The organism is Desulfobulbus sp. (assembly GCF_030824455.1).
Classification (GTDB): Bacteria; Desulfobacterota; Desulfobulbia; order Desulfobulbales; family Desulfobulbaceae; genus Desulfobulbus.
The window spans coordinates 1-14303 of sequence record NZ_JAVBXR010000083.1; the positions used below are offsets into that span (position 1 = coordinate 1).

At 58.3% G+C, this 14303-nt stretch carries 13 protein-coding genes; 4 read left to right on the plus strand and 9 right to left on the minus strand.

Annotated features, from left to right (window positions below; all coding sequences use genetic code 11):
- Positions 1-194: 194 nt before the first annotated feature.
- The 7 genes from RCH93_RS10465 to RCH93_RS10495 form a co-directional block, all read right to left on the minus strand.
- Positions 195-587: a carboxymuconolactone decarboxylase family protein gene (locus RCH93_RS10465; protein WP_306548339.1), complete on the minus strand. Its 393-nt coding sequence runs from the start codon at positions 585-587 to the stop codon at positions 195-197.
- A 137-nt stretch (positions 588-724) separates the two neighbouring features.
- The gene (locus RCH93_RS10470; RefSeq protein ID WP_306548340.1) at positions 725-1081 is read right to left on the minus strand and encodes a MerR family transcriptional regulator; all 357 of its coding nucleotides are present in this window, start codon (positions 1079-1081) and stop codon (positions 725-727) included.
- Positions 1082-1189: 108 nt separating this feature from the next.
- Positions 1190-2887: an AarF/ABC1/UbiB kinase family protein gene (locus RCH93_RS10475; protein ID WP_306548341.1), complete on the minus strand. Its 1698-nt coding sequence runs from the start codon at positions 2885-2887 to the stop codon at positions 1190-1192.
- Positions 2888-2895: 8 nt separating this feature from the next.
- Positions 2896-3204, minus strand: a complete 309-nt coding sequence (locus RCH93_RS10480) for a phasin family protein (protein ID WP_306548342.1) — start codon at positions 3202-3204, stop codon at positions 2896-2898.
- Positions 3205-3276: 72 nt separating this feature from the next.
- On the minus strand, positions 3277-3645 hold the full coding sequence (locus tag RCH93_RS10485; RefSeq protein ID WP_373693282.1) for a hypothetical protein: 369 nt from the start codon (positions 3643-3645) through the stop codon (positions 3277-3279).
- A gap of 30 nt (positions 3646-3675) precedes the next feature.
- Entirely contained in the window at positions 3676-4047 is a 372-nt protein-coding gene (locus RCH93_RS10490; protein ID WP_306548345.1) for a hypothetical protein, read from the minus strand.
- Positions 4048-4078: 31 nt separating this feature from the next.
- Positions 4079-5860 carry a chloride channel protein gene (locus RCH93_RS10495; protein WP_306548346.1) on the minus strand — a complete coding sequence of 594 codons (1782 nt, stop codon included), beginning with the start codon at positions 5858-5860 and terminating at the stop codon, positions 4079-4081.
- A gap of 404 nt (positions 5861-6264) precedes the next feature.
- Between RCH93_RS10495 and RCH93_RS10500 the strand changes: the two genes are divergently transcribed.
- Together RCH93_RS10500 and nifJ are read left to right on the plus strand one after the other, a co-directional pair.
- Entirely contained in the window at positions 6265-6438 is a 174-nt protein-coding gene (locus tag RCH93_RS10500; protein WP_306548347.1) for a hypothetical protein, read from the plus strand.
- A 643-nt stretch (positions 6439-7081) separates the two neighbouring features.
- Entirely contained in the window at positions 7082-10654 is a 3573-nt protein-coding gene (gene nifJ, locus RCH93_RS10505) for a pyruvate:ferredoxin (flavodoxin) oxidoreductase (RefSeq protein ID WP_306548348.1), read from the plus strand.
- A 193-nt stretch (positions 10655-10847) separates the two neighbouring features.
- Here nifJ and RCH93_RS10510 read toward each other — a convergent pair whose 3' ends face one another.
- Positions 10848-11795 carry a YkgJ family cysteine cluster protein gene (locus tag RCH93_RS10510; RefSeq protein WP_306548350.1) on the minus strand — a complete coding sequence of 316 codons (948 nt, stop codon included), beginning with the start codon at positions 11793-11795 and terminating at the stop codon, positions 10848-10850.
- Between the two features lie 271 nt (positions 11796-12066).
- Here RCH93_RS10510 and RCH93_RS10515 point away from each other — a divergent pair, with 271 nt between their 5' ends.
- Both RCH93_RS10515 and RCH93_RS10520 read left to right on the plus strand, forming a co-directional pair.
- A complete protein-coding gene (locus RCH93_RS10515) occupies positions 12067-12264 on the plus strand; it encodes a hypothetical protein (RefSeq protein ID WP_306548351.1) in 198 nt (65 codons plus the stop codon).
- A gap of 50 nt (positions 12265-12314) precedes the next feature.
- Positions 12315-13100: a histidinol-phosphatase gene (locus RCH93_RS10520; RefSeq protein ID WP_306548352.1), complete on the plus strand. Its 786-nt coding sequence runs from the start codon at positions 12315-12317 to the stop codon at positions 13098-13100.
- 39 nt (positions 13101-13139) lie between these two features.
- On the opposite strand, the gene RCH93_RS10525 is transcribed toward RCH93_RS10520, so the two are convergent.
- Positions 13140-14303 (minus strand): response regulator (locus tag RCH93_RS10525; protein WP_306548353.1); only part of this gene is annotated, 1164 nt, incomplete at its 5' end.

Here is a 14303-nt window from a genome sequence, read left to right on the forward strand (position 1 = left end):
GTTGAGCATTATGCACACACTCATCGTGCATCAGAAAACCTTCGATTATTCAAAGGCTTTTCAGGTTACGGCTTGACAATTCCCTTTAACGGGCATTTCGAACGGAGTGAGAAATCTCGAGCCATAATGAGATTTCTCCTCGCTGTGCTCGTCGATGAGAAAGCGGCGCGCTTCACTTTTGAAATAGACAGGCATTACGCCTTTCCCGACGCGTCGCGCTCCTTGAACACCTCTTTGGCTGCAAACAGCCCGTTCAAAGCGGCGGGAAATCCGGCGTACACTGCCATCTGCATAATAATCTCAACCACTTCCTGCCGCGAGCAGCCGACATTGAGCGCGCCGTGGATATGCACCTTCAACTGGGGCGCCGCGTTGCCAAGCGCAGTCAAGGCGGCTACCACCGCAATTTCCCGCGACTTGAGATCCAGCCCCGGTCGGGAATAGATGTCGCCAAAGGGAAACTCGATCAGGTAGCGGGCAAAATCTGGGGCGATGTCCTGCAAGCTCTCAACCACCCGCTCGCCGGCCTCGCCGTCAATCTCACACAATTTTTCCCAGCCTCGCTGGTAACGGTCCTGGTTTTCCATAGTGCTCTCCATTGCATTTGGGATGACGCGTCTGCGGCCGTTGTCGTCACAGAAGACAAGGGGTGCAGACGCATTGTTGGCCTTTCCGATCCAAAGAGCCTACAGCTTCGAGTCCACTCGAAGTCAAGAACAAATAATTACCGGCAGATCAGCTGCCGATAGCAGCGGATCTTCTCCTTGAGCTGCTCCAGGTGTTCCTGCTCAAGGGCGATCGCCTGCTCCAGCCGCCGGGCGTGCGCGCTTAAAAGTTGCATCCGCGCCTCTTCGGTTCCTTCGCCCTGTTCCCGAAGCTCGGCGTAGCGCTGGATTTCGCCGAGCGGCATGTTGGTTGCCTTGAGCCGCTTGATAAAGGCGATCCAGGCGACGTCTCGTTCCGAGTAGCGCCGATGGTTGCAGTCCGTCCGTTCAACGGCGGGCAAAAGGCCGATTTTTTCGTAGTATCTGAGGGTGTGCGCGGAGAGGCCGCACATCTGGGAGAATGCTTTGATATGCATGGGAACGCCCGATCATCGGCGGCGCTGCAGCCGCCGGCATGTTGCTGAAAGAGAAGCGAGGCCAGGGGTGCGAAGGTGCGAAGACAGGCCCGACCCGCTGAGGAGAATTTACAAACGGCCGTGGCGGATGATGGAGAGCAGCAGCCAGAACCCCATGACCCCGGCCACCAGAAAACCGATCAGGCCGATGACCGGGATGCTGTGCCAGTGGGGGGGAATGCCGGAGAGCACAATCAGGGAGCTGCCGACAATCAACGCCGCCAGGACAATGGCAAAGGCAATGCGGTTGGACACCCGGTCCAGGGCCGCGCCCAGGGATTTCAGCCCCCGGTGTTCAAACTCCAGCCGCATCCGGCCGCTGCGCAACTGGTGAAGAATGGTGCGCACTTCCTCGGGCAGGTCGCGCAACAGGTGGAGATACGCCGAACCGGTGAGCGAGAGTTCCTCGACAATCCGGCCGGGCTGCATCCGGCCCAGGCGAATCTTGCGCATGAAGGGCTTGGCCAAATTGATCAGCTCAAGCTTGGGATCGAGCATCAGCCCGACCCCCTCCACCGTGCTCAGGGCCTTCATCATCAGATACAAACTGGGTTTGAACGACAACTTGTGCCGCGACACCAGATCAAGCAAATCCTGAAGAATCTTGCCCGCCTCCAGATCGCCCAGGGGCCGGTAGAGGTACATGTCCATCAGGTTGCCCAGATCCCGGGCCAGGCTTTCCCGGTCGATCTCGCCTAGCTGCACCGTCACCTTGAGCACGCCGGCAACGATTTTCTGCTCGTTGCCCGCCACCAGATCAAGCACCAGATCGGTGAAATCCTCGCGATCCTTGAGCGACAAACGCCCCATCTGCCCGAAATCGATGAAACAGACCACGTTGTCCGGCAGGATGAAGATGTTGCCCGGATGGGGATCGGCGTGGAAAAAGCCGTGGACGAAAATCTGCTCCATCACCAGGTTGGCCCCGCGCTCGGCGATCAGCGACAGATCGTAGCCTTGCTCGCGCAGCAGGCCGGTTTTGGAAGACTTGATTCCGACCACGTATTCCATCACCAGCAGCCGGTCGGTGCTCAGCTCGGGGTAGACTAGGGGCACGTGGATGGCCGGGTTGCCCTCGAACTGGCGGGCAAAACGCTGAATGTTGGCCAGCTCAATCGCAAAATCGATCTCCCGGCTGAGGCTGCGGGCAAACTCGTGGACAATGGCCATGGGCTGATGGCCCTGCACCTCCTCGAGGTACTGCTCCATCAGTTCCGCAATGTGGGCCAGGATTTCAAGGTCAACCGCAATAACGTTCTCGATGCCGGGCCGCTGCACCTTGATCGCCACCTCGACCCCATTGTCCATCCGGGCCCGGTGTACCTGCCCGATGGACGCGGCGGCCAGGGGCTCGGCGTCAAAATAGTGGAAAATTTCCTCCGGCAGGCGGCCCAGTTCCTCCTGGAAAATGGCGTGGACCTCGTCCAGACTGAACGGCGGGATGTTGTCCTGGAGCTTGGCCAGCTCGTCGAGGAAATCGGCGGGGATCAGGTCGGGCCGGGTGGACAGCAACTGGCCGAGCTTGATGAAGGTCGGTCCCAGTTCCTCAAACACCAACCGCAGCCGCTCCGGCCGGGACAGCCGGGCAATCTGCTCGCGCGGCTTGCGGTTGATCATCTGCAGCCCGGATTCCAGGTACTGATCGATGTGCAGACGGTCAACCAGATCGTTGAAGCCGTACTTAAACAACACCCGCAGAATGCGGTGGTAGCGGTTGAGGTGGCGGTAGGTCCGGCCGATGGCGCCGAGCTTGCGGATGCTGAACATGCGGGGAATTACTCGCCGGCGCCTCTGTTGATGGCCACCTGCAGCTCCTCGATCTTGCGCTGCAATTCGGCGACCTCGTCCTTGGTTGCCAGGTTGAGTTGCTTGATCCGGTCCTCGACCCGCTTGTTGATCCAGAGGTCGAGCTGATCCTTGGCCTTCTCCGACTTGCGCAGCAGGTCGTCGACAAACTGTTTGCCCTCTTCCTGGGACATCCGGCCTTTTTCGATCAGATCGCCCTTCAACTCCTCGATCTTTTCCTTGGTGAGAAAGGCCGCGCCAATGCCGGCGTACATCACGTTCTTGAGCATCTCTTTCATGATTTCCTCCCTTGAGAAATAAACAGACAGATTCTTGCCTGCACTATACGACGCGATGGCGTCCCGCGCACCCTATTCCTTGTCGATATCCCGGTGAAAAACCTGCGCCTCCCGCCCCTTTTGTGCAAGAAAAGCGAGCAGATGCTCGACCACGGCAACCGAGCGGTGCTTGCCGCCGGTGCAGCCCACGGCCAGGGTGACCGACTCCCGCCCCTGGGCCGCGTATTCGCCCAGCAAAAAGAGCAACAGGGGTTCGAGCAGGGCCAGGAAACGCGCGCCGGACTCGTTTTCCAGCACATAACAGGCCACCTCTTCCTCAAGGCCGGTGTGCGCCTTCAAGGCCGGCGTCCAGAAGGGATTGGGGAGAAAACGAACGTCCCAGACCAGATCGGCCTGGGGATGGCCATGCTTGAAACCAAAGGAACACAGGGTAATATTCAAAGTTGCCACTTTCCCGGTAAACAATATTTTTTACGATTTACTGCGGATATACTCAACCGTAAGGTCCAACTCTTCCACCAAACGCGGAAATATGAACTCTGCATCTTTTATCCACTTCTCGCGCAAGCCTAGTAAAGTACGTAAAGTGAGTTCGTGATAGCGGTTAAATCGACGCAACTCGAACACAACGGTTGCTTGTCGATCTATCCAGGTAGCCCCGCTTTCTGAGTCTGGAGCAACAAGTTCTTTAATCAGACGATGATAAATTTCAAACTCCCTATGCTGTTCGTCACGCTTTCTAACAAGGACAAACTGGACGACAGACCAAGTAAAAGCAATAGCTGTACCGACTACGCTTAGTACGGCAGCATTGTTTGAAAGCAAATTCAAAAAAGTATTCACGTCCTTTCCTCGCTTGAAGAATCAACACGTTTCAACTCGCCGAGCAGATCATGCGGATGGACTCGGCCCGCTCGTTAATGCCGCGCTTGAGCATCTCGTGGTTGTAGGCGGCAATCACATCCTGGCGTTTGACCATGCCCAGCACCCAGGGCTCTTCCAGGGTTTCCACCACCGGAATCTCGTCTATCCCCTTGATGTCGAACAATTTCATGGCCTCGTACAGATTGGTGTCCGGGGTGAGCATGATCACGTCGCGGGTGCAGATGGCGCCCACCAGATGGCAGACGCGCTCTTCTTCGCTGTGGAGAATGGTTTTGACGTCCTGCATCGAAACCACGCCAACCATCAGCCCCTTGGCGTTGATCACCGGAAAATAAAAATGGTTGCGGGCAAAGCGAAACAGCTCGAGCAGGTGATTGATATTGGCGGTTTCGCTGATAAAATCGACATCCTCAGTGATCGCCTTGCCCACCTTGATCGATTTCATGATCGCCACCTCGCGGCCCTCGTGGATGTCGATGCCCTCGCGGGTAAAATCGACCGTGTCCATGGAGTCGCCGTAGAGCCAGGAGGAGGTGAGGGCACCCAGCACCGCGGTCAGCATCACCGGGATGATGATCATGTAGTTGCCGGTCATCTCAAAGAGGAGAAAGATGGCGGTCAGTGGCGCGTGGGTGGTGGCGGCAAGAAAGGCGCCGATGCCCACCGTGGCGTAGGCCCCGGCCGAGGCGGTGTATTCCGGAAGGAAATGATGGACAATGCCGCCGTAGGCCCCGCCAATCACCGCGCCGATGAACAGCGCCGGCGCAAACACGCCGCCGGCCCCGCCCGACCCGAGGGTGATCGCGGTGGCGAGCGATTTGAGAAAGACCAGCACCATCATCCGCCACACCAGGGTTTCCCCGGCCAGGGCCTTGGCAATGTAATCGTAGCCGTTGCCCATCACCTGGGGGAAGAAGATGCCGATGCAGCCAACCAAAAGCGCGCCGAGGATCGGCTTGATCTGGGGATGCAGCGGCAAGCGCTGGAAGCGGTCGCGGACGGCGTAGAAGAAATGAATGTGCAGCACCGCGCTCACTCCGACGATCACCGCCATTCCGGTGTACAGCGGCAATTCGACAAAGGGATTGACGATGGCGTAAGCCGGGATGGGAAAGGCTGGAACAGCGCCGTAATAGGCGCGGGTGACGACCGTGGAAAGCGCCGAGGAGATGACCAGGGCGGAAAACGAGGAAATCTCGTAGGTGCCGAGCAGCACGATCTCGGCGGCAAAAAATATCCCGGCCAGCGGGGCGTTGAAGATGCCGGCAATGCCGCCGGCGCACCCTGCGGCGATGTAGATTTTCATCCGCTTGCCGGAAACCCGGAACCGCTGGCCCACCTGCGAGCCCAGGGACCCACCGATCTGGGCGATCGGCCCCTCGACCCCGGCCGAGTTGCCGCTGCCGATGGTCAGGGCGGTGGCAATGATCTTGATGAAGATGTTGCGGGCCCGGATCACCCCGTTTTCGAGATTGACCCGGCGGAGGAAAGCGGGGAATCCATAGCCGTTGACCTTGCCGGGAAAGGCAAGGGACAGGGGGATGAGCAGGCTGACGCCGAACATCGGCAGCAGCGGCAACAGCAACCGTCGCCAACCGCCTTCGGCTATGCCGAGCGCCGCGTAGCCCCAGACGAAAACGACCTCGTGGATCAGCTCCACCGCCTCGCGAAAGACAATAATGGCCGCCCCGGACATCAGGCCGATGAACGCGGCGATCAGGATCACCCGCGCCCGCTCGCCCGGTAGAAACACCTTGGCCTTCGTCAGCATATACGCTCCGGTAGTTTGCAGTCGCAGACCGCGCCTGCGGAGTCAGTGGACGTCCAAAGCCACAGACGGAAGCTGGACGGCCCCGCGGAACGGAGCAGGCCACAGCCGCGCGGCGCAACGCAATCCGTCGCGATGTCGCCGTGCCGGCCGGGTAGCCATGCCTCCTCCCGTTCACCGAAAAAAGGGAGCATAACAAAAACCCCTGTTGAATAAAACAGGTTTTTGGCAACCGACGCCCCTGCGGGAGCTCGCCCTTTCCACGCAGCCCGGTTGCCTAGTCAAATCCGCCCCGCTTGCTTGTGCCCCGCCCAACCGCTGGTTATAGTGAAGATCCGAATGGCACATCCCTGATCACATTGTTTATGCCGCCGCCCCGGCTATTCCACCCTAACTGGAGGTCTGTCATGCCCGAGAAGAAAAAGCCCGATCCCGCCAAAGTCGCTTTTCTGCGTTCCCTGCCCGCCGAGGTCAAAGCGAGCGTCACCGGAGAGGAAGCCGAACAGTTTATGTTTGGCGAGGAGATTCCAGAGTCGCTCTACTTCAAGATCAAAGACTATCTGGAGGAAAGCCCGGACTGACCACCGGGACGCAAACCCGCATCCTCCCGGCGCACCTCTTCCGGGAGTGATGCGCCGGAGCGGCTGCAAACGCTCTGGGCCAAAACCGCCGCCGCTTGACGCCGCTTGAAGGTCCTGTCCGCCCATCGTTCCCCGCCTCCGCCGACCGTCTCCGCACCGGCGCAAGTCGCCTGCGCGCCAACGACAACCACCCGCAACTGTATGGGTTTTGCACCAACTCTTTAAGATTGCATAATACTATCTTTTGGTTTATTGTGGCCCACTAATTGACTGAATCCCAATTCATTACGGTTGCCTCTAAAACACCGTGAAGCGAATATTTCTGTGCAGTTGAACCTTGACCGCTCCAAGCGGGCGGGAGATTGTTGCAAACCGGATGGGAACACCAATCACCTTTCGCGGTTCCGGAACATCACCGGCAACCGTGCCTTGTTCACGCCAAGAACACAGCGATTGCGCGCCCCCCTTCCTTTTCCCCCACGAGGTAGAACAAGCGAGGCAACTCCAGCCCCCAACAGCGAGGACCAAAGCGGGTAAGGACACTTTTTGAGGTTCTGCGGAACCTTTTTCATAGCGTTCAACTTAACCGTTTCCGGCAGTCGCCTGCCGGCAAACACCAACCACCGTGCAAGGAGAATGATTTATGTCGCGAAAAATGGTCACTATTGACGGAAACCAGGCATGTACGCATGTAGCGTATGCCACCAGTGAAGTCATAACAATTTATCCCATTACGCCATCCTCGCCGATGGCGGCCGAGTCAGACGCCAAAGCCAACGCCAAACAAGAGAACATCTGGGGCTCCATCCCGGTTATCTCGCAGATGCAGTCTGAAGCCGGCGTTGCCGGTTCCATCCACGGCTCGTTGAGCGCCGGCGCCCTGTGCACCACATTCACCGCCTCACAGGGCCTGCTGCTGATGATCCCCAACATGTACAAGATCGCCGGCGAATTGACCCCGACCGTCTTCCACGTTACCGCCCGCGCCATTGCCTGTCAGGGTCTGTCGATCTTCGGCGATCACGGCGACGTTATGGCTGCCCGCCAGACTGGCTGGGCCATGCTTTGCGCCCAGGATGTCCAGGAATGCCAGGACTTTGCCCTGATCTCCACCCAGTCCACTCTTGCCTCCCGTATTCCTTTCCTTCATTTCTTCGACGGTTTCCGCACCTCCCATGAGGTTATGAAGATTGAAGAATTGACCATGGACGACATCCGCTCCATGATTGACGAGGATCTGGTCATCGCCCACCGCGAGCGCGCCCTGACCCCGGATCGCCCAACCATCGGCGGCACCGCCCAGAATCCTGACGTTTATTTCACCGGCCGCGAGACCGTCAACAAGTACTATGACGCCATTCCTGGCATCGTCCAGGGCACCATGGACAAGTTCGCCGCCCTGACCGGCCGTCAGTATCACCTGTTTGACTACATCGGCGCACCGGACGCCACCGACGTCATCGTCATTATGGGTTCCGGCGCTCTGACCGTTGCCTCCACCGTCGAGCACCTGGTTGCCGAAGGCAAGCAAGTTGGTCTGGTTATCGTTCGCCTGTTCCGTCCGTTCGACGCCGTGGCCATGGTCAACGCCCTGCCGCCGACCGTTGAGCGCATCACCGTGCTTGACCGCACCAAAGAGCCGGGCTCCAACGGCGATCCGTTGTACCTTGACGTGCGCACCGCCGTTACCGAGGCCGCCGAAGTCAACCCCACCATGTTCACCCCGGTTATCCTCAACGGCCGCTATGGTCTGGGTTCCGCCGAGTTCACCCCGGCCATGGTTAAAGCCGTGTACGACAACATGGCCTCGCTTGCGCCGAAGAAAAAATTCTGCGTTGGCCCCAACGACGACATCACCTTCACCAGCCTGAAGTACGACCCATCCTTCAACATCGAAGGTTCCGACGTCTTCCGCGCCCTGTTCTATGGTTTGGGTTCCGACGGCACCGTTGGCGCCAACAAGAACACCATCAAGATCATCGGCTCTGAGACCGACAACTCCACCCAGGGCTACTTTGTTTACGACTCCAAGAAGTCCGGTTCCATGACCGTTTCGCATCTGCGTTTCGGCAAGAACCAGGTCGTTGCCCCGTACCTGATCAACAAGGCCAACTTCATCGCCTGTCATAATCCTGCGTTCCTCAACACCTATGACATGCTGGCCAACATTGAGCCGGGCGGCACCTTCCTGCTCACCACCACCTACACCAAGGACGAGATCTGGGATCACATGCCTGCCCTGGTGCAGAAACAGATGATCGACAAAAAGGTCAAATTCTACATCATCGACGCGGTCAAACTCGGTCTGGCTCTGGGCCTGGGCGCACGCATCAACATGATCATGCAGACCGCTTTCTTCGCCATCTCCGGCATCATCAGCAAGGATGACGCGATCAAGGCGATCAAGAAAGCGATCAAAAAAACCTACGGCAACAAGGGTGAGAAGATCGTCAACATGAACTACGGCGCAGTTGACGGCGCCATCGAGAACATTGTTGAGATCAAGATCCCGAAAAAGGTCACCGGTCACGAAATGCCTCCGATCGTTCCGGCCGACGCTCCTGACTTTGTCAAGAACGTCACCGCCAAGATGATGGAAGGTCACGGCGAGGACATCAAAGTTTCCGAATTCCCCAATGACGGCCGCTGGCCGACCGCCACCACCCAATGGGAAAAACGCAACATCGCAGTCACGGTTTCCTGTTGGGACGCCGACGCCTGTATCCAGTGCGGTCGTTGTTCCCTGGTGTGCCCGCACGGCTGCATCCGGATGAAGGTTGCCACCCCTGATGCCCTCAAGGCTGCAGGTTGCGGCGATTCCTTCAAGACTGCCGATGCAGTGGGCAAGGAATTCAAGGACATGAAGTTCACCATGCAGATCTCCACCTCGGATTGCTGCGGGTGTACACTGTGCGTGACCGTCTGCCCGGCCCGCAAGAAAGACGCCGAAGGCAACAAGACCGAGGTTCGCGCCCTGTCCATGGTCACCAACACCGAGGAAGTTCGTCTGGAATCAGCCGCCAACTGGAAGGCGTTCCTGGCCCTGCCCGAGGTTGACGACAGCCTGATCAATGTCGGCACCATCAAGGGCAGCCAGTTCAAGCGTCCGTTGTTCGAGTTCTCCGGCGCCTGCGCAGGCTGCGGCGAGACCCCGTACATCAAGCTGGTCACCCAGATGATCGGCGACCGGATGCTGGCTTCCAACGCCACCGGTTGCTCCTCCATCTACTCCGGCAACCTGCCCACCACCCCGTACTGCAAACGCGCCGACGGACGTGGACCGGCATGGTCCAACTCGCTGTTCGAGGACAACGCCGAGCATGGTTTGGGTATGCGTCAGGCCGTTGACAAACTCGCCAGCCAGGCTCTTGAGTTGCTGGCCGTTGCAGTTACAGACGGTCTGGTCGGCAAGGAACTCGCCGACGCCATCACCAGCGCGCCTCAGGCCACACAGGGCGAGATCGAAGCGCAACGCGCCCGCGTGGCTGAGTTGAAGGCGGCGATTGAAGGCAAAGGCACCATCGCCAAACGGCTCTTCCATGTGGCCGACTACCTGGTCAAGAAGTCCGTCTGGATCATCGGCGGCGACGGCTGGGCCTATGACATCGGATACGGCGGCGTGGATCACGTCCTTGCTTCCGGCAAGAACGTCAACATCCTGGTCATGGACACCGAGGTCTACTCCAACACCGGCGGACAGATGTCCAAGTCCACCCCGCGTGCGGCCGTAGCTCAGTTTGCCGCCGGCGGAAAGAACGCGCCCAAGAAGAACATGGGCCTGATCTTCTCCACCTTCGGCACGGTCTATGTCGCCCGGATCTCCATCGGCGCCAATCCGCAGCAGGCCATCAAGGCCATTCAGGAGGCCGAGGCTTATGACGGTCCGTCCTTGATCATCGCCTACGCTCACTGCATCAACCACGGCATCAACATGGCCATGGGTCTGGAGCAGCAGAAGAAGGCGGTTGAATGCGGTCACTGGTCGCTGTTCCGCTACAACCCTACGCTTGAGGCAGAAGGTAAAAATCCGATGATCATCGATTCCAAGGAACCGACCATCAGCTTTGCCGACTACGCATTGAGCGAGAACCGTTACCGGATGCTGAAGCTCTCCAATCCGGAGCATGCTGACGAGTTGATGGCCGCGTCGCAAAAAGACGTGGACAAGGCTTGGAAGCTGCTGAAAGGTTGGGCCAAAGCGCTTGACGTGGAATAAGTCGTCCGCTTGCGGATGATGTGAAGTGGAAAAGCCCTGCCGGGAAACCGGCAGGGCTTTTTTTGCGTGCGCTGCGGCGCGCGCTGGAACAACAAAGGGGGACCTTGATCAAGGTCCCCCTTTTGTGCGTCGTGGGTTGGGCCTGCGAAGCTGCGCGCTGTGCGCCGCGCTTCGCGGGTTGTCAGAAACGGCGTTACTTTTTCTTGGCGGCTTTCTCCTGCTCCATCCGGTCGCGCTCGGCCTTCAGTTCTTCGTATTCCTTCTCCGCCTGTTGCAGGGCCTCGTCCTGCCGTTTTTTAATTTCCTCCACCTTGGCCTTGACCTTTTCCTGCCGGATGGTCAAACCAGGCGCGCCAAACAGGGTGTTGGCCAGGTACTTGAAGGAAAACAGCATCAATTCCACGTCGTCCTCTTTAATCTTGGCGAGCGTTTCGGCGTCGACATCGTAGGTGTCGAGGAACGAGCTCTCAAAGATGAATTTGCGGAAGGTGTCAAGGTCGGTGGAGGCCATAAAAAACATCCGCTTGGCCGCCTCGCTCAAGGTCGCCTGGAGACCGAAGGACTTGCGCCGCATGATCAGCCGCAGCCATTCCTTGTTCATCTGATCGCGCAGATCAACGCCCTGGTCAGCCCGCCAATCGCCGATGGTCCACTCTTTGGGCTCTTCGTGCCCCTTGCAGTGCGGCTCTTTGACCAGAAAGAAAAATTTGTCTTCAGCGGCGTCGTTGGTGCCGCCTTCATGAAAATCGGCCATGCCCACCGGGTAATAGCGACAGGCCGTGGGCCGGTCCTGATACACGGTGCAACCCTCGGGCGTGACAAAGGGGCAACCGTTCTTCTCGCCCGCCAATTTGATCTGCACCCCGGGCATGTCGGTCTTTTCGAGGTAGGTCGGCTCGGTGTACTCGGTGACGAACTCGTGCGCCGGCAGGTTCAACCGCTTGCGGAGAATGAGGATGTCGTACGGGGTGAGGATAATCTTGATGTTGTGGCAGCAGGCGGTGAAGCAACTGACCTTGGGGTGACATTCAAATCGCAGACGGGAAGCGAGGGTCAGTTTCTCCGGCAGAATATTGGACGGGTTCTTGTCGGTGGACTTGATAAAATCAGAATCGTTATCAATATATTCATCTGTCGCCATGGGGTACCTCAGAGTGCGGATTAAAAGACAGGCATGCGCCCGAAATGGGCTGAGTCAAAACCGAACATTTTACCATGTGCGGCCTTCCTGTCAAATCCTATCAAGAGCGATTGCGTCCCAACGCGCCGGTAAACGGATCAAACCGCATGCCGGCTGGAATCAGCTCCATGCAGGAGCAAAATCCAGCAAGGCCCACGCGTATTTTGTGTCTTTTCCAAAGCAAACCTGCTATGACTCGAGCAACATTTTTACTTTTAGGTATCCCATACACATGAAACGATTTTTCTCCAACCCCATCGATCTAAGCAAGGTCGACGTGTTGATCTACCATCTCCCTGATGGTCCGACATTATCCGTCGAGCTGGACGGTCTGGCCAGCTTCTTGGATTTTGACATGGAGATCGGCGACATCTGCGACACCTCGGACATCGACGGCGTGCTCCACTTCTTTCCCCGAGGCAACGCCTGACCGTTCCATCCCCTCTTTGACCTACGCACTGCAGCCTCTCCCGCATATCCATGATTCCTCTGATTGACCTCGCCTTTGACGGTCACGTCCACACCCGGCTCTGCAACCACGCGGTCGGCGAGATGGCCGAATACGTCGAGCAGGCCGTGCAGCGCGGGTTGAAGACCATTGTCTTTCTGGAACACCTGGAAACAGCCATTGCCTATGAGCCGCGTTGCTGGCTCAGCGAGACGGATTTTGATCGGTACTTCGAGGAAGGAATCCGGTTGAAAAATCACTGGGAGGGGGTGATTGACGTCCGACTCGGGGCGGAGACCGGGGTAAATCGCGAAGAACTTGGGACCATCGAAAAACGGTTGACGCAGTATCCGTTTGAACGCGTCGGCCTCTCGTGCCACTTCCACCGTCACGGCGACATCCATCTCAACCTGCTCAGCCGGCGCAAGCAGAGTCTGGACCAATTGGCGGCCATTGGTGCGGACACCGTGATCAGCGCCTACTTCGACGCCCTGATTGAGGCGGTGGCAACGCTTTCCTGCGATGCGCTCTGCCACCTGGACGCCGTGTTGCGGCACCTGCCCGGCGTCAGTTTCCATGACGGGCACCGACGCCAGATCATCCAACTCCTGGATGGGATGCGGGAGCGGAACGTGGCTTTGGAGATCAACACCTCGGGGTTTGACTACCGGGGCTCAGCCTTTCCCGCCCCGTGGATCATCACCGAGGCGCTCAAGCGCCGCATTCCCCTGCAGGCCGGCTCGGACGCCCATCAACCCAGCGACGTGGGGCGTTATTTTGCGCAGTTGCCCCAGCAGTTGGAAGCCCTCCGCCCCTGAAACCACGCTCAACCCTGCCGTAACGCGCAGCCCCCCGTTTTAATTCACCTTGATGTATTTGCCCATGGCGGCGCGCAACGAGTCTGCGTTGAAGGGCTTGATGAGAATATCATTGACCCCGGCGGCGGCGGCGGCCTCGTGATCCTGCACATCCGACTGGGTGGTGACCATGATCACCGGCAGGGCCTCCGACGCATACATGACGCGGATCCTTTTGGTCAGTTCGATCCCTGAGATTTCCGGCATGTTGAGATCAGTCAGCACCAGAGCCGGCTTTTCTTTAGCCAACCACTCCAGCGCCCCGGCGGGAAACTCAAACAACACCGGATCAAAGCCAAGCTCGTGCAGAGTGGCCTTGTAGATATTAAGAATCATCCGGGAATCATCGACAGCACACACCTTGATGCGGGCGCCGCCGTCCCGTTCCTCGCCCGCAATCCGGGCTGCAAAATCATCCAATCCCTGCTGTTTGAGCAAAGCGGAGTAGTGATCTTTGATGTCCCGATGGGCGTGGGGCAGATAAATCGAGGCCAATTCCTGGAAATAATCTTCCTTGGCCATACTCAGGAAGACATTGTCCACCTGGGCGTTGACGATGATCTTGACGATGTGTCGAGCCTCGTCGGTCTGCCCCCGGATCATGTTCTTGATGCCGGCGGCGAGGATTTCATTAAAATTGCGGTCGATTGCCCGGGCGGCGGCGGTGCAGACATGGTCCTCGCCGTCGGTCAGTCCGGCGGCCAGGGTGTAGGCCCCTTTGCGCAGGGGCAACAGCGCCAGGGCTTCATAGGCGGCAAAGCGGACGTTGGCGTTGCGCGGCATGGTGTTGAGCAGGGCGCGGATCGGCATGATCGCGCTCTCGTCGCCGATTTCCCCCAGCACATTGAGGGTGTGGACCAGCAGATCGCTGTCGCCTTCTTTCAAGTTTTCAATCAGCACCGGCACCGCTTTGACGCCGATGCGCACCAGTTCATCCTTGGCGTAGATGCGCATATGGGCGTAATGTGAACGCAGGGTGTCGTTCAATTTTTCCAGCGAGACCTGATCCTGAACATCGGCAAAAATGCCGAGGATGATTAAATCCAACTCGTTGTCAGTGCCCATCCGCTCGGCCAGACGGTGCATGGCGGTGTTGGTGCCGACCTGTCCCAAAGCGTGGATAGCGGCAATAATCAGATCGCGGTCGGCGGCGTAGAGGTAATC